The sequence below is a fragment of the Streptacidiphilus sp. BW17 genome (assembly GCF_041262485.1).
In the GTDB taxonomy this organism is placed as follows: Bacteria; Actinomycetota; Actinomycetes; order Streptomycetales; family Streptomycetaceae; genus Streptacidiphilus.
This window is the reverse complement of record NZ_JBGCCR010000009.1, coordinates 1-18,780: the sequence shown is the minus strand read 5'-3', so window position 1 is coordinate 18,780 and position 18,780 is coordinate 1. Positions and strand designations below refer to the sequence as shown.

General features: G+C 71.3%; 14 protein-coding genes. 8 read left to right on the top strand and 6 right to left on the bottom strand.

What is annotated here, in order from left to right:
• Positions 1-12 precede the first annotated feature (12 nt).
• On the top strand, positions 13-1,596 hold the full coding sequence (gene purH / locus ABH940_RS13415) for a bifunctional phosphoribosylaminoimidazolecarboxamide formyltransferase/IMP cyclohydrolase (protein WP_370071010.1): 1,584 nt from the start codon (positions 13-15) through the stop codon (positions 1,594-1,596).
• A gap of 86 nt (positions 1,597-1,682) precedes the next feature.
• Here purH and ABH940_RS13410 read toward each other — a convergent pair whose 3' ends face one another.
• Both ABH940_RS13410 and ABH940_RS13405 read right to left on the bottom strand, forming a co-directional pair.
• A complete protein-coding gene (locus tag ABH940_RS13410) occupies positions 1,683-2,432 on the bottom strand; it encodes an RDD family protein (protein ID WP_370105346.1) in 750 nt (249 codons plus the stop codon).
• Positions 2,433-2,519: 87 nt separating this feature from the next.
• Entirely contained in the window at positions 2,520-3,044 is a 525-nt protein-coding gene (locus tag ABH940_RS13405; protein ID WP_370071006.1) for a DUF2752 domain-containing protein, read from the bottom strand.
• Between the two features lie 255 nt (positions 3,045-3,299).
• Here ABH940_RS13405 and ABH940_RS13400 point away from each other — a divergent pair, with 255 nt between their 5' ends.
• The 5 genes from ABH940_RS13400 (at position 3,300) to ABH940_RS13380 (ending at position 8,740) form a co-directional block, all read left to right on the top strand.
• Positions 3,300-4,178: a bifunctional methylenetetrahydrofolate dehydrogenase/methenyltetrahydrofolate cyclohydrolase gene (locus ABH940_RS13400; RefSeq protein ID WP_370105345.1), complete on the top strand. Its 879-nt coding sequence runs from the start codon at positions 3,300-3,302 to the stop codon at positions 4,176-4,178.
• Between the two features lie 112 nt (positions 4,179-4,290).
• Entirely contained in the window at positions 4,291-4,713 is a 423-nt protein-coding gene (locus ABH940_RS13395; RefSeq protein ID WP_370071002.1) for a DUF3017 domain-containing protein, read from the top strand.
• Positions 4,714-4,918: 205 nt separating this feature from the next.
• Positions 4,919-5,908: a malate dehydrogenase gene (locus ABH940_RS13390; protein WP_370071000.1), complete on the top strand. Its 990-nt coding sequence runs from the start codon at positions 4,919-4,921 to the stop codon at positions 5,906-5,908.
• 210 nt (positions 5,909-6,118) lie between these two features.
• On the top strand, positions 6,119-7,372 hold the full coding sequence (gene glyA, locus ABH940_RS13385) for a serine hydroxymethyltransferase (RefSeq protein ID WP_370070998.1): 1,254 nt from the start codon (positions 6,119-6,121) through the stop codon (positions 7,370-7,372).
• Between the two features lie 42 nt (positions 7,373-7,414).
• Complete coding sequence (locus ABH940_RS13380; protein WP_370070996.1) at positions 7,415-8,740, top strand: hemolysin family protein; 1,326 nt, start codon at positions 7,415-7,417, stop codon at positions 8,738-8,740.
• A gap of 69 nt (positions 8,741-8,809) precedes the next feature.
• On the opposite strand, the gene ABH940_RS13375 is transcribed toward ABH940_RS13380, so the two are convergent.
• Positions 8,810-11,932 carry a BTAD domain-containing putative transcriptional regulator gene (locus ABH940_RS13375; RefSeq protein WP_370105344.1) on the bottom strand — a complete coding sequence of 1,041 codons (3,123 nt, stop codon included), beginning with the start codon at positions 11,930-11,932 and terminating at the stop codon, positions 8,810-8,812.
• 379 nt (positions 11,933-12,311) lie between these two features.
• Positions 12,312-13,793, bottom strand: a complete 1,482-nt coding sequence (locus ABH940_RS13370; RefSeq protein WP_370070992.1) for a glycosyltransferase family 2 protein — start codon at positions 13,791-13,793, stop codon at positions 12,312-12,314.
• A gap of 142 nt (positions 13,794-13,935) precedes the next feature.
• Between ABH940_RS13370 and trpS the strand changes: the two genes are divergently transcribed.
• Together trpS and ABH940_RS13360 are read left to right on the top strand one after the other, a co-directional pair.
• Positions 13,936-14,958: a tryptophan--tRNA ligase gene (gene trpS, locus ABH940_RS13365; RefSeq protein ID WP_370105343.1), complete on the top strand. Its 1,023-nt coding sequence runs from the start codon at positions 13,936-13,938 to the stop codon at positions 14,956-14,958.
• An 8-nt stretch (positions 14,959-14,966) separates the two neighbouring features.
• Positions 14,967-15,536 carry a 2'-5' RNA ligase family protein gene (locus ABH940_RS13360; protein ID WP_370105342.1) on the top strand — a complete coding sequence of 190 codons (570 nt, stop codon included), beginning with the start codon at positions 14,967-14,969 and terminating at the stop codon, positions 15,534-15,536.
• Here the strand turns inward: ABH940_RS13360 and ABH940_RS13355 are convergent.
• Complete coding sequence (locus ABH940_RS13355) at positions 15,526-17,127, bottom strand: hypothetical protein (protein ID WP_370070986.1); 1,602 nt, start codon at positions 17,125-17,127, stop codon at positions 15,526-15,528. The two genes, ABH940_RS13360 and ABH940_RS13355, sit on opposite strands and share 11 nt — an antisense overlap.
• Positions 17,128-17,137: 10 nt before the next feature.
• Positions 17,138-18,613 (bottom strand): hypothetical protein, encoded by a 1,476-nt coding sequence (locus tag ABH940_RS13350; protein WP_370070984.1) that lies wholly within the window; start codon positions 18,611-18,613, stop codon positions 17,138-17,140.
• Between the last annotated feature and the right edge of the window lie 167 nt (positions 18,614-18,780).

Sequence of the window (18,780 nt, the reverse complement as noted above, 5' to 3'; positions counted from 1 at the left end):
AAGGATTCGGTAATGAGCTCAGGCAGCAACCAGCCGCAGCCCACCTCCGAGAACGTTCGTCCCATCCGTCGGGCGCTCGTCAGCGTCTACGACAAGACCGGCCTGGAAGAGCTGGCCCAGGGCCTGCACGCGGCCGGAGTCGAGCTGGTCTCCACCGGCTCGACCGCGGCGAAGATCTCCGGCGCGGGCGTGCCGGTCACCCCGGTCGAGGAACTGACCGGCTTCCCCGAGTGCCTCGACGGTCGCGTCAAGACCCTGCACCCGCGCGTGCACGCCGGCATCCTGGCCGACCTGCGCCTCGCGTCGCACCGCGCGCAGTTGGAGGAGCTGGGCGTCGCGCCGTTCGACCTGGTCATCGTGAACCTCTACCCGTTCGAGGCAACCGTCGCGTCGGGGGCCACCCCGGACGAGTGCGTCGAGCAGATCGACATCGGCGGCCCGTCGATGGTCCGCGCCGCCGCCAAGAACCACCCGTCGGTGGCCGTGGTCACCTCGCCCGCCCGCTACGCGGACGTGCTGAAGGCCGTCGCCGGAGGCGGTTTCGACCTGGCCACCCGCAAGCGTCTGGCCGGTGAGGCCTTCGCGCACACCGCCGCCTACGACGTGGCGGTGGCCTCCTGGTTCGCCGACGGCTACGCCCCGGCCGACGAGGAGCGCTTCCCGAAGTTCCTCGGCGCGACCTGGCAGCGCGAGAACGTGCTGCGCTACGGCGAGAACCCGCACCAGGCCGCCGCGCTCTACGTGGACGGCAGCGGAAAGGGCATCGCCGCCGCCGAGCAGCTGCACGGCAAGGAGATGTCGTACAACAACTACGCCGACACGGACGCCGCGATCCGTGCCGCGTTCGACCACACCGAGCCGTGCGTGGCGATCATCAAGCACGCCAACCCGTGCGGCATCGCCGTCGGCGCGGACGTCGTCGAGGCCCACGCCAAGGCGCACGCCTGCGACCCGGTCTCGGCGTTCGGCGGCGTCATCGCCGTCAACCGCCCGGTGACGGTGGCGCTGGCGGAGCAGATCGCGCCGATCTTCACCGAGGTCGTCTTCGCCCCGGACTTCGAGCCGGGCGCGGTCGAGGTGCTGGCGCGGAAGAAGAACATCCGCGTGCTGCGCGGTACCCCCGCGCTGCCGACCGTGGAGACCCGCGCGGTGACCGGTGGCGTGCTGCTGCAGCAGGCCGACCGGATCGACGCGGCCGGTGACGACCCGTCGACCTGGACCCTCGCCTGCGGCGAGGCCCTCTCCGAGGCGGAACTGGCCGAGCTGGCCTTCGCCTGGCGGGCCTGCCGGGCCGTCAAGTCCAACGCGATCCTGCTGGCCAAGGACGGCGCCTCGGTCGGCGTCGGCATGGGCCAGGTCAACCGCGTCGACTCGGCGAAGCTCGCGGTCACCCGCGCCGGCGAGCGGGCCGAGGGTTCCTTCGCCGCGTCGGACGCCTTCTTCCCGTTCCCGGACGGACTGGAGGTGCTGATCGAGGCCGGCGTCAAGGCCGTGGTCCAGCCCGGTGGTTCGGTCCGCGACGACCTGGTGGCCGAGGCCGCCAAGAAGGCCGGGATCACCATGTACCTTTCGGGTACGCGGCACTTCTTCCACTGAGCACGGCTGATGCCGTAACGGCGGCATGACGAAGGCCCGCGGCTCCTCCTCGGAGCTGCGGGCCTTCACCCGTTGCAACAGCCGTGTCAGTTGCTGGTGATGACGACGGTGTTCATGACCTTGTCGGCGAAGGTCTGCGACTTGGCGTCCCAGATCGGCCACAGGAAGCCGAGGTAGCACGCCAGGCCGTCGAGGAAGTGCGCGAGCTTGCGGACGAAGGCGGCGCCGAAGCCGACGACCTGGCCGTCGGACTCGCGGACCAGACGGATCTTCAGGAGCTTCTTGCCGGGCGTCTGGCCGGTGGTGCCTTCCTGGTGGCACAGCCACAGCGTCGCGCCCAGGCCGATGACGAAGGCCAGCAGGTAGAAGACGACGGCCAGGCCGGCGGAGCCGCCGCTGGTGGTGCCGGGGGTGTACGCGCCGGTGGTCGGGTCGACGGTGCCCGGGGTGTACGAGGTGGCGAAAGCCACCCCGGCGATGATGTAGAGGATGAACGGCACCAGACCGGCGATAAGGCCGTCGATGAAGTAAGCACCCACGCGCTGGCCCCAGTTGGCGTACTGGCCCTGCGGCGCGTAGCCCGCGTACGGGTCGGTGCCGTAGCCCTGGTAGCCCGCCTGCGGCTGCTGCTGGTAGCCGTACGCCTGCTGCTGGCCGTACGCGTCCGCCTGCGGCTGCTGCTGCTGCGGGAAGCCGTAGGCCTGCTGCTGTTGCTGCTGCGGCGCCTGCTGCTGCGGGTACCCATAGCCCGGCTGCTGCGGCTGCTGCGGCTGCTGGCCGTAAGGGTTCTGCTGCTGCTGGCCGTAAGGGTTGTTCGGGTCGGGCGGGTAACTCATGCTCATGCCTCCGGGCAGGGAGTGGTGATGACGGTGAAACACGAAGAACGAAGAACAGTCGGCGAGATTATCGGAGTCCGATGACACTCAGGAGGGCAGAAAGCCGTACCGGTGCAACTGCCAGAGCCAGGAGACCCCCAGCGCGGAGAAGATGACGATGTTTTTCTTCCGCGCGGGCAGACGCCACCACCATGCTCCACCGCCGAGTGGCGCGAAGAGCAGGCCCAGGCCGATCAGCACGGTGACCGGATTGGCCGCCACTGCCGCCACCGGATGCCCGGCGCCCAATTCCATGAACACCGTGGTGCTGCCGCAGACCGGGCACGGTATGCCGGTGAACCGGCGGAACGGGCAGAGCACGCCGGGGTCGTGCGTCGCGTGGACCTCCGCGGCCGCCACTGCCAGGACGCCTGCGCCGCTGCCTCGCAGCAGCACGCGCACCGGGCCGCCCCAGCGGCTCGCGGTGATCCTGGACCAGCGGGTCTTCCACGCGGCGCGCAGACCCCGAGCCATGTCCGTACCCGTACCCGTGCCCGTATCGGGCCGGTTGACGTCCTGGTGGCTGATCCCCTGAAACGTGACGGGCTGATGACCGATCTCATGAACGCTCATCAGACGGTCACCGCAAGGCGCTCGACATACTCATCTCATCCCCCGAATTCGTGTCGCCGTCGTTCCGTACCGGACCATCGTTGCGATCCGCCCGTCCGCTGTCCACCTCGAAAGCGGACGGGCACGGAGTTGTGGCAGATTTGCAACCGGACCAGCACGGTCCGTGTGCTACTGGGAGACGCCATTCCAGTCCTGCGTACAACAACGGGAGCACCGGCGTGCACACCGGCTTCGGCGATCCTGGAGAATGTCCTCATGACCGCCCAGATTCTCGATGGCAAGGCCACCGCCGCAGCGATCAAGTCCGAGCTCGTCACCAGGGTCGAGGCGCTGAAGGCCCAGGGGATCACCCCCGGCCTCGGCACCGTCCTGGTCGGCGACGACCCCGGCAGCCACTCCTACGTCCGTGGCAAGCACCGCGACTGCGCGCAGGTCGGCATCGCCTCCATCCAGCGCGAGCTCCCCGCCGACGCGACCCAGGAGCAGGTCGAGGACGTCGTCCGCGAGCTGAACGCCAACCCGGAGTGCACCGGCTACATCGTCCAGCTCCCGCTCCCCAAGCACCTGGACGAGAAGCGGGTACTGGAGCTGATCGACCCGGACAAGGACGCCGACGGCCTGCACCCGATGAGCCTGGGCCGCCTGGTGCTCGGCATCGACGGCCCGCTGCCCTGCACCCCGTACGGCATCGTCGAGCTGCTGCGCCGGCACAAGATCGAGATCAACGGCGCGGACGTCTGCGTCGTCGGCCGCGGCATCACGGTCGGGCGCTCGATCGGTCTGCTGCTCACCCGAAAGAGCGAGAACGCGACGGTGACCCTCTGCCACACCGGTACCCGTGATCTCGCCGGCCACCTGCGCCGGGCCGACATCATCGTCGCCGCGGCGGGCGTGGCTCACCTGATCAAGCCCGAGGACGTCCGTCCCGGCGCGACCGTCCTCGACGTCGGCGTCAGCCGTGTCGACGGCGTCTACACCGGCGACGTCGACCCGCAGGTCGCCGAGGTGGCCGGCTGGATCTCCCCGAACCCGGGTGGTGTCGGGCCGATGACGCGGGCGATGCTTCTCCAGAACGTGGTCGAGGCGGCCGAGCGGCGAGCCCGAGGCGCAGTGGAGGGTGGGGATCGGGCGTGAGGAACGAGCGGCCGGTACCCGCCCGGAGCGGAGGCGAGGGCAAGTGCGAGCAACAAGCGGAAGCGCGTCGGGCGGAAGCGCGCCGGGCTCGGGCCGCGCAGGCGTGAGTGACATGGCCGCCGCCGAGCACAAGCACAAGGCGCCGCGCAGGCCGCCGGTGAAGACCACCGGGACGTTCCGTCCCGAGGGCGGCTCCGCTGCGGCCGGGAACGACAAGCCGGTGCCGGTGCGGCAGTGGCCGATCGTGGTGGTGCTGGCGGTCGTCGGCGTCGGCCTGCTGGTCACCGCGCTGGACGCGTGGCGGGCGGGCATCGTCACGGTCGGCGTCGGGATGCTGGTCGGGGCGGTGCTGCGGGCTGTGCTGCCGGAGGTCGGGATGCTGGCGGTGCGCAGCCGGTTCACCGACATCGTGGTGATGGGTCTGATGGGCGTGCTCATCATCGTGCTGGCCCTGGCCGCGCAACCCGATCCCGTGATCAACCTGCCGCTGATGCACACCCTGGGCGATTTCGTGCACAGCACGAGTGGTGACTGACGGCGCGTTCCACGGTTTCCCGCGAACCCGGTAATGCCGCTTTGACCTGGGGTGATGCCGGTCCGGCATGGGCGCTGCGGAAACGTGACGAAGGACTCCCGAGGGCGTGGTGACGCCGCGCCCTCCGTCCGGTCGGGTTGCGATAGCCTGACGCTGGTTCTCTCGATGTCGAGAGACGCGTCGGCGACTGCTGGAGAAGGTAGAAATGACCCGCACCCCCGTCAATGTCACCGTGACCGGCGCGGCCGGCCAGATCGGCTACGCGCTGCTCTTCCGTATCGCCTCCGGCCACCTGCTGGGCGCGGACGTGCCGGTCAAGCTGCGCCTGCTGGAGATCCCGCAGGGTGTCAAGGCCGCCGAGGGCACCGCGATGGAGCTCGACGACTGCGCCTTCCCGCTGCTCAAGGGCATCGACATCTTCGACGACCCGAACGCCGCCTTCGCCGGCGCCAACGTGGGCCTGCTGGTCGGCGCCCGTCCGCGCACCGCGGGCATGGAGCGCGGGGACCTGCTCTCGGCCAACGGCGGCATCTTCGGCCCGCAGGGCAAGGCCATCAACGACAACGCCGCGGACGACATCCGCATCCTGGTTGTCGGCAACCCGGCCAACACCAACGCCCTGATCGCCCAGAACCACGCTCCGGACGTCCCGGCCGACCGCTTCACCGCGATGACCCGCCTGGACCACAACCGCGCTGTGGCGCAGCTGTCCAAGAAGCTCGGCGTGGGCGTCGACGACGTCAAGCGGCTGACCATCTGGGGCAACCACTCCGCCACCCAGTACCCGGACATCTTCCACGCCGAGGTGGGTGGCAAGAACGCCGCCGAGGCCGTCTCCGACGAGAAGTGGCTGGCCGACGAGTTCATCCCGACCGTCGCCAAGCGTGGCGCCGCCATCATCGACGCCCGTGGCGCCTCCTCCGCCGCCTCGGCCGCCAACGCCGCCATCGACCACGTCTTCACGTGGACCAACGGCACCGCCGAGGGCGACTGGACCTCCGCCGGCGTCATCTCCGACGGCTCCTACGGCGTGCCGGAGGGCATCATCTCCTCCTTCCCGGTCACCGCGAAGAACGGCAAGTTCGAGATCGTCCAGGGCCTGGACATCAACGAGTTCTCCCGCGCCCGCATCGACGCCTCCGTCAAGGAGCTCGTCGAGGAGCGCGACGCGGTCAAGCAGCTCGGCCTCATCTGAGCGCCGCGTTCTCCGCTGTCTCACTGAGCGGCCCGGTCGCCTCGTCGACCGGGCCGTCCGGCTATCCTGAGCGCGCCGCGACTGGCGCACGGGGAGGGAACCCCGAGGGAGCGGCACAGCGCACCACCGCCGGACTGCCGTACGCCTGGGCAGCCGGGTCGGACTCCGCCACGATGGCCGTGACGGAGCAACGGACCCGGAGGACGCCCTGTGTCCCATCTCGCCGCCACCGATCCCGAGATCGCCGCACTCGTCGTCGCCGAGGAGCAACTCCAGGCGGACACACTGCGGTTGATCCCCAGTGAGAACTACGTCTCGCACGCGGTGCTGGAGGCGACCGGCACCGTTCTGCAGAACAAGTACTCCGAGGGCTACCCCGGCAAGCGCTACTACGAGGGCCAGCAAAACATCGACCAGGTCGAGACCCTGGCGATCGAGCGGGCCAAGGCGCTGTTCGCCATGGACCACGCCAACGTCCAGCCGTACTCGGGCTCGCCCGCCAACCTCGCCGTCTACCTGGCCTTTCTGAAGCCCGGCGACACCGTGATGGGCATGGCGCTGCCGATGGGCGGTCACCTCACCCATGGCTGGGGCGTCTCGGCCACCGGGACCTGGTTCCGCGGCGTGCAGTACGGCGTGGAGCGCGAGACCGGCCGGGTCGACCTGGACAAGGTGCGGGATCTGGCGCTCGCCGAGCGGCCCAAGGTGATCTTCTGCGGCGGCACCGCCGTGCCGCGGACCATCGACTTCGCGGGGTACGCCGAGATCGCCCGCGAGGTGGGCGCGGTCCTGGTCGCGGACGTCGCGCACATCGCCGGACTGATCGCGGGCGGCGTGCACCCCTCGCCGACCGGGCACGCCGACGTCGTCTCCACCACCACCCACAAGACCCTGCGCGGTCCGCGCGGCGCGATGCTGCTCTCCACCGAGGAGCACGCCAAGGCGATCGACCGTGCGGTCTTCCCCGGTCTGCAGGGCGGCCCGCACAACCACACCACCGCGGCGATCGCGGTCGCGCTCAAGGAGGCCTCGGGCGCTGAGTTCCGCGCCTACGCCCACCAGGTCGTCGCCAACGCGCAGGCGCTGGGCGAGCAGTTGGCCGCGCGCGGCTTCGACCTGGTCTCGGGCGGCACCGACAACCACCTGCTGCTGATCGACCTCAGCGGCAAGGACGTCCCCGGCAAGGTCGCCGCCAAGGCGCTGGACCGGGCGGGCATCGTGGTGAACTACAACACCGTCCCCTACGACACCCGCAAGCCCTTCGACCCCTCCGGCATCCGGATCGGTACCCCGGCGCTGACCTCGCGCGGCATCCCGGCGTCCGAGATGGGCACGGTCGCCGAGTGGATCGACCGCGTCGTCGCGGCGGCGAAGACCGGGGACGAGGAGACCGTCGCCAAGGTCCGCGCCGAGGTCAAGGCGCTGATGGACGCCTACCCCGCGCCCGGGCTGCCCGTCCGGTAACCGGAACGGTAACCGGACGGGCAGGGTCCCTAGACTGGCCCGGTGAGCGAGACGTTGCGCGACGCCGGGCTGGTCCTTCTCTTCATCGTGATCGGCGGCATCTTCAATGTCGCGGAGATCTCGCTGATCTCCCTGCGGGAGGGCCAGATCCGCGCGCTGGCCGAGCGCGGCACCCGGCGGGCCACCCGGGCGGCGCATCTGGCCGCGGACCCGAACCGGTTCCTGGCCTCGGTGCAGGTCGGTGTGACCTGCATGGGCTTCCTGTCGGCGGCGTTCGGCGCGGACACGCTGGCCAAGAAGCTGTCGCCGATCTTCGTCGGCTGGGGCGTGAGCCAGGGCCTCGCCGACACCCTCGCCCTGGTCGGCCTGACCCTGGTGATCTCCTACGTCTCCCTGGTCCTCGGCGAGCTCACGCCCAAGCGGATCGGCCTGCAGCGCTCCGAGTCGATCGTGCTGATGGCCGCGCCGCTGGTCGAGTCCATCTCGCGGGTGCTGCGGCCGGTCATCTGGCTGCTGTCGGCGTCGACCAACCTGATGGTCCGGCTGCTCGGCGGCGACCCGAGCGCCGGACGCAACGCGATGAGCTCCGAGGAGCTGCGCGGGCTGGTGGCCGCCAACACCGAACTCGGCATCGACGAGCGGCAGCTGATCGGCGAGGTCTTCGCGGCGGGGGAGCGGCAGCTGCGCGAGGTGATGGTGCCGCGCACCGAGGTCACCTTCCTCGACGCCTCGCAGGAGCTCGCCGCGGTCCGCGAGGAGGTGCGGGACTACCCGCACAGTCGCTACCCGGTGGTGGACGGCTCCTACGATCTGGTCGTGGGCTTCGTCCACGTCCGCGACCTGTACGGGGCGGACGCGGTCGGCACGGTCCGCGACATCGCCCGGCCGGTGAAGCTGCTGCCCGCGACCAAGCGGGTGCTGCCGTCGATGTCGGAGATGCGGCACGAGGGCCACCACCTGGCCATCGTCGTCGACGAGTACGGCGGCACGGCAGGGATCGTCACGCTGGAGGACCTGGTCGAGGAGGTCATCGGCGAGATCCGCGACGAGTACGACTCGCAGGAGCTGTCCACCACACGGCGGTTGGCGAGCGGGTCGATCGAGGTGGACGGGCTGCTCAACCTGCCGGACTTCGAGGAGGAGACCGGGGTCGAGCTGCCGGAGGGCCCGTACGAGACCGTGGCCGGGTACGTGGTCGCGGAGCTGGGCCGGTTGCCGCTGGTCGGCGACCGGATCACCACCGCGGACGGCTACCAGCTCGAGGTGGCCCGCCTGGACGGCCGCCGCGTGGACCGGGTCCGCGTCACCGCGCCGCCGGAGCAGTCCCCGCCCGAGCAGCCCCCGTCGGATCAGGGGACCCCGGAGTAGTCGCCACGCAGTGGTCGACCCCGGAGCGGTCTCCACCGCAGTGACCGGCGTCGGTGCTGTGAACCGGGCTCAGCCCACCGAAGCGAGCTCGGCCCGGACCTCGGCGGCCCGGTCCGGGTCGCCGAGGGTGTCGAACAGCTCGGCGGAGAGCCGCAGTTGGGCGGCGGCCTCGGGGACCTTGCCGAGCGCGGCGAGTGCCCGGCCCAGTTGCCGTCGGGCCTCGGCCTGACGCAGTCGGGCGCCGAGCTGCAGATAGATGTCGAGCGCCTGCTCCAGCAGGTCGACGGCGGAGGCGTGGTCGCCGACCGCGTCCCGCACCAGGGCCAGGTCGTTGAGCGCGATGGCCTGACCGTGGGGCTGGTCGAGCCGGTGGAAGATCGTAAGACCCTGCCGCAGATGACCGTCGGCGGCGTCGTGGTCCCCGGCGAGCAGGCAGAGCCGACCGAGTTCGTTGAGCGCGTTGCCCTCGCCCATCGGGCTCCCGGCCTGCCGGTAGAGCGCGAGGGCCTGTTCGGTCAGTCGCATCGCCGTGGGCCGGCCCTCGGCCTCGCGGTGGGCCAGGCCGCCCTCGAAGGTGGCGTTGGCCTGGCCCAGCGTGTCGCCGCCCTGCCGGAACAGCGTGAGCGCCTCGGCGCAGAGCGCGGCCGACGCGGTCAGGTCGCCCTGCTGACGGCGGGCGCGCGCCAGACCGTAGAGCGCGCTGGCCACGCCGGTCGGCGCGTCTAGCTCGCGGTAGAGGGCGAGCGCCGCCTCGTGGTGCGCGCTCGCGGCGGTGTAGTCGGCGGCCATGTGCTCGATCCGGCCCAGCTCCCACCGCGCGGTGGCCCGGCCGAGCCGGTCGCCCACCTGCTGATAGACCGTCAGCGCCTGCTCCAGCTCGCGCCGGGCGCCGGAGACCTCGCCGGAGGTGAGCAGCACCCGGGCCAGGTCCACCAGCGCGTTGGCCTCGGCCAGACCGTCGCCGTCGCCCCGGGCCAGCTCGGCGGCGTTCCGGTGCAGAACGGCGGCCTGCGCCCACGGGCCCTCGGTGTGCAGGAAGGCGGCCATGGCGGCCGTCAGCGCCACCGCCCGTGCGGGCCTGCCGTGTTCGGCGGCGTGGGTGGCGCAGGCGACCAGGTTGTCGCGCTCCCGGCGCATCCAGGCGAGGGCGCTGGTGCGGTCGTCGGGCTGCGGTGCGGTGGGCCCGTCGTCGATCGTGGAGGCCGGGTCGCCCGGACGTGGGGTCCGGGCCAGCAGCCGGTCGGCGGCGCGCGCCGCGTCCAGGTAGTGCGCGGTCAGCTGCCCGACGGCCTCCTGCTGCACGGCGAGCGGCTCGGTGGCGCCGAGCGTGCGGGCGAAGAGCCGGACCAGGTCGTGGAAGCGGTAGCGGCCGGGAGCCGGTTCGAGCAGCAGGTTGTGGTCGAGCAGCGATGCCAGCAGCCGTGCGGCGGTGCGTCTGTCCTCGGCGATCAGCCGGGCGGCGGCGACCGCGTCGATCTCGGTGCCGGGGATCAGTCCCAGTCTGCGGAAGAGCCGCTGCTCGGGCTCGGGGAGTGCGGCGTAGGAGAGCTCGAAGACCGCGGCCGTGCTGCGGTCCTCGTCGGCCAGATGGTCGAAGCGCGCCTGCTCGTCGCGGAGTTGACGGGTGAGGTCGGCGACGGTCAGCGACCGCTCGTGCCGCAGCCGCGCGGCGGCGATCCGGACCGCCAGCGGGAGATGGCCGCAGAGGGCGACCAGTTCGGCCGCCGCCTCTTGCGAATCCGCAGCCTCCGCCGCCTCTGGCCCGGCGTCGGCCGGGATGCGGTCCTCGCCCGCGATCCGACGGAGCAGGACGACCGCCTCGGCGGTGGTCAGCGTGCCCAGGGTGATCAGGTGGGCGTCGTCGAGACCGCTCAGCCGTCTTCGGCTGGTCACCAGCACCAGGCAGCCGCCGGCGCCCGGCAGCAGCGGCTGGACCTGGGCGGTGCTCTCCGCGTTGTCGAGCAGGATCAGCGTGCGCCTGCCCGCGAGCCGGTCCCGGTAGAGGGCGGCGCGCCGGTCGAGCTCGTCCGGTATCTGCGGGGCAGGCACCCCAAGGGAGTTGAGTAGCCATTCGAGCGCGTCCCCGGGCGCCATCGGGTCCACGCCCTTGGTGTGGCCGTGCAGGTCGAGGAAGAACTGCCCGTCGGGGAACCGGTCGCGCAGCCGGTGTGCGGCGTGGACGGCGAGGGCGGACTTGCCGATGCCGCCCATCCCGTCGATCGCCGAGATCACGACGGTGGCCGGGTCGGCGGTGTCGATGTCCGAGGAGGGGAGGTCGAGAAGCTGTGCGAGCTCCTCCGAGCGGCCGGTGAACGTCCGGGTGTCGGCCGGGAGTTGGTGACGCGGCCCGCTTCGTGAGGCGGAGGGCGACGACGAGGTCCGAGGTGCCCGAACCGTCTGCGGCCCGGTCAGCGCGCTCAGCGCGGTCGGTGTGGTCGGCCCGGTCGGCGCAACAGGTGGGGCGAGGTCGGCGGCGCCGGCCAGGATGCGCTGCTGCAGGTCCCGCGCCGCGGCCGAGGGCTCCACGCCCAGCTCGTCGACGAGCGTGCGGCGCAGCCGGTGGAACACCTCCAGTGCCTCCGCCCGGCGGTCGGCCCGGTAGAGGGCCAGCATCAGCCGGCTGTGGAACGCCTCGCGCAGCGGATGGTCGGCGACCAGCGTGCGGAGTTCGGCGACGAGTTCCTGGTGACGACCGAGCCGCAGGTCGGCGTCGAGGCGGCTCTCCAGGGCCAGCAGCCGGGTCTCCTCCAGGTGGTGGACCTGCGCGCCGATCTCCGGTGTCGGCGGCAGCCCGGCGAACGGCGCACCGCCCCACAGTGTCACCGCGCCGGAGAGCAACTGGGCGGCGCGCGCCCAGTCCTCGTCGCGCAGCGCCTGACGGCCCTGTCGGCAGCGGTCGGTGAACTCCTGCACGTCGAGTTCGCCGTCACCGACGTCGACCAGGTAGCCGCCGCCGACGGTACGGATCCGCGCCCCCGCCTCCGGCCCGAGCCGGCGACGCAGCCGCAGCACGTGGTTGCGGAGCGAGGCGATGGCGGTCGCGGGCCGGTCCTCGCCCCAGACGACGGTCGCCAACTGCTCCCTGCTGGTGCTGTTGTTGGCGTTGAGCAACAACGCGGTCAGCACGGTGCAGGGGATGCCGGGCTCCAGGACCAGCGGCCCGGCGCCCGGGGAGTCGTCGCTCACGCTCACACGTCCGAGGATGGTGAAGCGCACGCGTGTCTCCCGGCCGATCGTCTGTCGCCCTCCAGGAGCGTGTTATCGGGATGTTAGCCCGGTGAGACCGGCCCCAGCGACGATGATCGTGGCTGAAGCCGGGGTGAGTGCCTCCGGTTCCCGTCGCCGGTCTCCGCTCCGAGCGGTCCCGCGCCTTTCCGGGCGCGGCCCAGGGCCGTTCGAGGCCGACGGGGGAACCGGGAGCACGCCCGTCAGGCGGCCCACAGCGCGCAGGAGGACCGCATCGGAGGGGCGGTCCTCCTCGTCGTGCTCTCCCCGCACGGCCCCTCCCCGCACGGCCCCTCCCCGCACGGCCCCTCCCCGCACAGGCCAGCCCCGCCCCGCCCCACACGGGTCAGGCCCGGACCGCGCGGTGGCGGCGCGACAACTGCCGCAGCCGCAGCTTCAGCACCCGGCCGGGACGGATCACCGCCACCCAGACCACCAACTCGCCGCGCGGACCCGGCATGGGCGTCACCCGGTAGAGACGTCCGCCGTGCCAGACCCGGCGCTGGCCCAGCCCGGCCTCCGGCGTGAGCGCCGCGGTCACCTCCCGACCGGCAAGGCTCGACTCGACGCGCAGGGCGACGCGTTGGTGCGGCAGCAGCGAGGTCAGCGGGATCACCGTCTCGTCGTCCGTCGCCACCCGCGCGGTCTCGTCACCCGCCCGGACCTGGCCGCCCCGGCTGCCCCGGCCACCGCGGCCACCGCCGCGCCGACCACCCTGCCCGTCCCGACCCTGGCCGCGGACCCACGTCACCGGAGCGCTGGTCAGCTGGGGCAACGGCCGTGAGGTCCGGACCCGCAGGCCCTGCGGCGACCAGGACACGCTCGCCGACATCGGCTCCGGCAGGCCGCCGGTCTCCGTCTCGTGCCGGACCAGGTCCGTCAGTTCGCCCACCAGCCCGTGTTGCAGGCAGTGCAGCCGGAGCCGCTGCGCCTCGCTGCACCGGGCGCGGATCGGATCGGTCAGGTGGGCGCGGACCAGCTCCGCGGCCGACGCGACCAGTGCCTCCTGCTCGGGGCGGGCCAGCGCCAGGAAGTCCGCCCGGAACAGGTTGACCAGATCGCCGCGCAGATGCCGGTCGTTGACCTCGTCCCGGATCGCGCCCGGCGCGGCGAACCGGACGGTGACCTCGATCCCCGCCGCGATCCCGCGCAGCCGGTCGGCGGGCCGGGACCGGTAGGTGATGTTGCTCCGGTCGTCCCTGGCCACCAGGTGGTAGTAGTCGTAGTCGGCCAGGACCGAGATCCGCCGGGCGCGGAAGAACGCCTCCAGCACGAACGGGCCGTCGCTGTACGCGGGCAGGTCCTCGCGGAACCGCATGCCGTGGCGGTGGACGAGCTCGGTGCGGAACAGCTTGGACGGGGTCAGCGTCCAGGCCAGGTCGCCGCCGGGGAACCGCACGTCGTCGTCGGTCTCGCGGCAGGCGAACGCGGGGACCCAGCGGCCGTTCACCCCGGCCACCCTGCCGACGACGACGTCCGAACCACAGCGCTCCGCGGTCAGCGTCATCCGGCGCAGGGCCTCCGGGCCCAGCCGGTCGTCCGAGTCGAGGAAGAAGAGATGGCGTCCGCGTGCCCGGCGCAGCCCCTCGTTCCTGGCCCGGCCGGGACCGCCGCGCTGTTCGAGCGGCACCACCCGGACCACCTCGGGCCAGGACGCCGCGAGCCGGTGCAGCTCCTCGCGGCTGCCGTCGGTGGAGGCGTCGTCCACGGCCAGCACCTCCAACTCGCCGGGGTCCAGCGTCTGCTCCCGGAGCGAGTCGAACCACGGCTCCAGATAGGGGCGTGTGTCGTGGACGGGTGTGATCACCGTCACCAAGGGAGTGGTCACGTCCTCGCTCCTCCCGGGCTCCGCTACTGGTCCGCGCGGTGAACAACGCTGCGGTCGGCCGGAGGTGGCGGTTGTTCGAAGGAACGGCGGCCCGCGCGCGTCCTCGGGGCGCGCGAAAGAACCTGTGCGCACCTGAGAGAATGTGGCCATGGCCATCGACCGTCCTCGCGTGCTCTCGGGCATCCAGCCCACGTCCGGCTCGTTCCACCTCGGCAACTACCTCGGCGCGGTGCGCCAGTGGGTGGACCTGCAGGAGACGCACGACGCGTTCTACATGGTGGTCGACCTCCACGCGATCACCGTGCCGCAGGACCCGGCGGTGCTGAGGGAGAACACCCGCGTCTCGGTCGCGCAGCTGCTCGGCGTCGGGCTCGACCCGGAGCGGTGCACGCTCTTCGTGCAGTCGCACGTGCCCGAGCACGCGCAGCTGGCCTGGGTGATGAACTGCCTCACCGGCTTCGGCGAGGCGTCGCGGATGACCCAGTTCAAGGACAAGTCCGCCAAGCAGGGCTCCGAGGGCACCACGGTCGGCCTCTTCACCTACCCGATCCTGCAGGTCGCCGACATCCTGCTGTACCAGGCCGACCAGGTCCCGGTCGGCGAGGACCAGCGTCAGCACGTCGAGCTGACCCGTGACCTGGCCGAGCGCTTCAACAGCCGCTACGGGAAGACGTTCACGGTGCCGAAGGCCTACATCCCCAAGGAGACGGCCAAGATCTTCGACCTGCAGGACCCGTCGGCGAAGATGAGCAAGTCGGCCTCCTCGCCCAAGGGCCTGATCAGCCTGTTGGACGACATCAAGGGCAGCGCCAAGAAGTTCAAGAGCGCGGTCACCGACACCGACACGGTCATCGCCTTCGAGGAGAAGGAGAAGCCGGGCGTCTCCAACCTGCTCTCCATCTACTCGGCCATCAGTGGCCGTTCGATCCCGGAGCTGGTCGAGCACTTCGAGGGCAAGATGTACGGCGCGCTCAAGACCGAGCTGGCCGACTACTACTCCGAGTGGGTCGCCCCGATCCAGGAGCGCACCCGCGGCTACCTGGACGACCCGGCCGAGCTGGACCGGGTGCTGGCGCGCGGCGCGGAGAAGGCCCGTGCGGTCGCCTCCCCGACCCTGGCCGAGACGTACGACCGGATCGGCTTCCTGCGTCCGGCGCAGAGCTGAGCGGCCGGATGGGCGACAGTCACCACATACCCGAGGGCATCCCCGAGGGCGTGCTCATCGGGGTCTCGCTGGCTGTGCCCGAGCCGTACGCGTCGCTGGTCCAGAACGCGCGCACGGGTTACGGCGATCGGCGCGCGGCCGGGATCCCGACGCACATCACGCTGCTGCCGCCCACGTCCGTGCCCACAGGCGCGCTCGACGCGATCGACGGGCACCTGGTGCGGGCGGCGGAGCAGCACCGGCCGTTCCGGGTCCGGCTGCACGGGACGGAGACCTTCCGGCCGGTCTCGCAGGTGGTCTACGTCCGACTGGACGAGGGCATCGCGGAGTGCCGGGCGCTGGAGGCGTCGGTGCGTTCCGGGCCGCTGGCCCGGGAGTTGGGGTTCCCCTACCACCCGCACGTGACCGTGGCCCACGATCTGCCGCCTGCCGAGCTGGACCGGGCCCAGGCCGAACTGCGGGGATTCGACGCGGAGTTCACGGTGGACGGGTTCAGCCTCTACCGCTTCGGTGCGGACGAGGTCTGGCGACCCGTCCGCACCTTCGCGTTCACGACGGCGGCGCGCGCTACGCGTTGAGCGCTGCCCGCGAATCGGCCTGCGACTCCGCAGCGGGCAGCGTCTGCTGCTCCTGCGGTGCGTCCTCACGCTTGAGCCGGCTGAACGCCAGCGGCAGCGCCAGCACGCCGATGAAGAACGGCGTGGCCATGTAGCGGAACAGCGGGCCGGGCGTGGCGATGAAGACGTTCAGCTGCATGCCTGCGCAGACCGCCCCGATCGCCAGCACCTCGCGTCGCCAGACCTTGCGGGTCAGCCGGGCCAGGATCAGGTACGCGATCCAGCACCAGGTGGCGCCGTTCCACAGGATCCAGTTCAACTCGGGCGTCTTGCCCAGGTTGTACCACCAGTTGAGCGCCTTGTGCAGGCTCGTCGACAGCGGCCGGACGTGCATCGAGCCGTAGTACGGGCTCTGGTAGAGCTCCGGGTGGGCGTACATGAACGTGTAGCCGTTGGGCGAGGACTGGATGCCCATGATGAAGGTGCGGTCCTGCGCCGGGTTGATCGCCCAGGCAGGGGTGCCGCGGCAGATCGTGGCGTCGATGAAGTCGTCCGGCGCCTTCTGCAGGGACTTGACGAACAGGCTCATCAGCTGCGAGTTGTGCGCCGCTGCCGCCGTCTTGTTCAGGCCGCTGGTCAGCGCGTCGGTGCCGTAGCAGTCGGCGCCGGCCTTCTTCCAGTGGCTCAGCGGGGCGAGTTCGCTCAGCAGCGCCTTGTCCGCCGCGTTGAAGCTCTGCGGCGACTTCGAGTACGCGTAGGCGATGTCCGCGTAGATGAAGGTGTTGCCCGCGTAGTCCGTCGGCTGGGTCACGCCGAGCGCCGGGTAGACGCCCTTGTCCAGCACTACGAAGATCATGATCGGGATCAGCGTGGCGATGGCGATCCGACGCCACAGCCACGGCATGCAGAGCACGAAGACGGCACCGGAGAGGAAGACCGCGAGGAAGCCGTTGTTCCGGGACAGGCAGGAGAGCGTGAAACCGGCGCCCATCAGCAGCCAGTCGCGGCGCTGGCCCCAGACCGGGGTGGTCCGGTGCGCCTTGTCCTTGCGCAGCGCCCGCGGCACCCGCAGCGCGTCCCCGACGATGTGGGTGATCGCGGCGAAGGCGAGCACGCCCCCGATGACGTAGGGGACGTCCTTCCAGATGTAGACCACGAAGTCGCCGCTGGACGGCAGCGCCACCAACAGCACCACCGAGGCCACGATCCAGCCGGTGCGGATCCTGAACTTGCGCAGCCCCGCCGCCAGGTAGCCGATGGACAGCGCGGCGCCCACGATCTGACCGAAGGTCAGCAGCGCGTAGTCACCGGTGATCTTCAGCGACAGCCAGACACAGGAGATGTAGAAGATCGAGTGGTCGTCGATCCAGTGCCCGGTCGTCGACTCCCAGGTGTAGTTGAAGCTGTCGTACGTCATCAGCCCCGGGTAGAACGCCGCCCACCACAGCAGGTAGCCGACGAAGACCAGGACGGCGATCCCGACCGGCATGCGCAGCCTGGGCGGTATCCGGTCGACGAGCGCGTCGTAGCGCGCACGCACCGAGGCGAGGGCCCCGAGGCTCCCGGCGGCCTGCGGGCCGGTCGAGCGCTCCCGGACGGGCGACAGGGTCATGGGGGATTCCTCAGTCATTCGCGGCGTCAGTCGCGGGGTCGTCGCGCCGGAGCCGGGAGAAGGCGAGCGGAAGGAGCAGCACGCCCAGGACCGTCGGGCCGGCCATGTAGCGGTAGAGCGGGGCCGGCGTCGCGGCGAGCACCGTCAGCTGCAGGCCCGCCATGACGGCTGCCGCGGCCAGCACCTCCCTGCGCCACACCCGGCGGGTCAGCCGGACCACGATGGCGTAGCAGATGTAGCACCAGACCGCGCCACCCCAGAGGATCCACTGCAGCTGCGGCGCGCGGGACACCGCGAACCACCAGGAGCCCAGGTGGTTGAGCGTCTTCGACAGCGGAGCGGCGTGGAACGCGCTCTTGAACGGGCTCGTCTTCAGGTCCGGGTGCGAGATCAGCGCGGACTTGTACGGGCCGGTGTAGTTGACCGGCGCCATGAAGATGCCGTGCGAGTCGGGGAAGACCGCCCAGGCGTTGTGCGAGCGGCAGAACTGCGCGTCGGCGACGTACTGCGGGGCCTTCTTCAGCACGGTGGTGAAGGCGGACATCAGCTCGGTCTGGTTGGCCGCCGCGGCGGTCATGTCGAACGGTCCGTCTATCGTCAGCGGGTCGGTGTCGTAGCACTGCGCGCCGGCCGACTTCCAGTGCTCCAGCGGCGACACCGCGGCCATGGCCTGCAGCTGCGCCTGGCTGAACATCGACGGGTCCTTGCTGTACCCGTAGGCGACGTCGGCGTAGAAGAAGGTGTAGGCCGAGTTGTTGGTCTGCGCCTGCACCCCGACCACCGGGTAGACCACGCTGGTGAGGAAGAAGTAGAAGATCACCGGGATCACGGTCAGCGGCACGATCCGACGCCACAGCCACGGCAGGCAGGCCACCAGCACGACGGCGACGAGCACCACCGTCAGGAAGCCGTTGTTGCGGGCCAGGACCAGCAGCAGCATGCCGCCGCCGAAGGCCAGCCAGTCACGGCGCTGGCCGATGGCCCCGCCGAAGCCCAGCCAGTCCTCGCGTCGGCCGATCAGTCCGCGGCCCAAGCCGCGACGCGCCTCGCGCGGCAGCTTCAGCGCGTCGCCGACCACGTGCAGCACGGCCGCCGCGGCGAGCATCGCGCCCAGGACGAAGGGGACGTCCTTCCACACGAAGATGAAGAAGTCACCGGTCGGCGGCAGGATGCCGCAGAGCGCGACCGCGCCCAGGATCCAGCGCCTGCGGATGGAGAACTTCCGCAGCCCGGCGGCGAGGTAGCCGGTGATCGCGGCCTGCGCCACGATCTGCCCGAAGGTCAGCAGTGCGTACGTGCCGGTCAGCTGGAGCGACAGCCAGACGGAGCCGATGTACGGGATCGAGTGGTCGTTTATCCAGTGACCGGTCGTCGACTCCCACGTGTACGTGTAGCTGTCGAAGCTCATCAGCCCCGGGTAGAACGCCGCCCACCAGACCAGGGAGATGAGGAAAGCGAGCCCGGCCGCGGCCAGCGGGAACCGCATCCGCGGGGGGATGCGCGCAACCCACGGTCGGATCCGGTCGGTCAGCCCCCCGACCCCCGGGCCCCCGGGGCGCGCGGGCGGGGGGGGGGGGGGGCGGGGGGCGGGGGGGCCCCCCACCCGCCAAACTCCACCCACCCGGGGGCCACCCGCGGGGGGGCGGGGCGGGC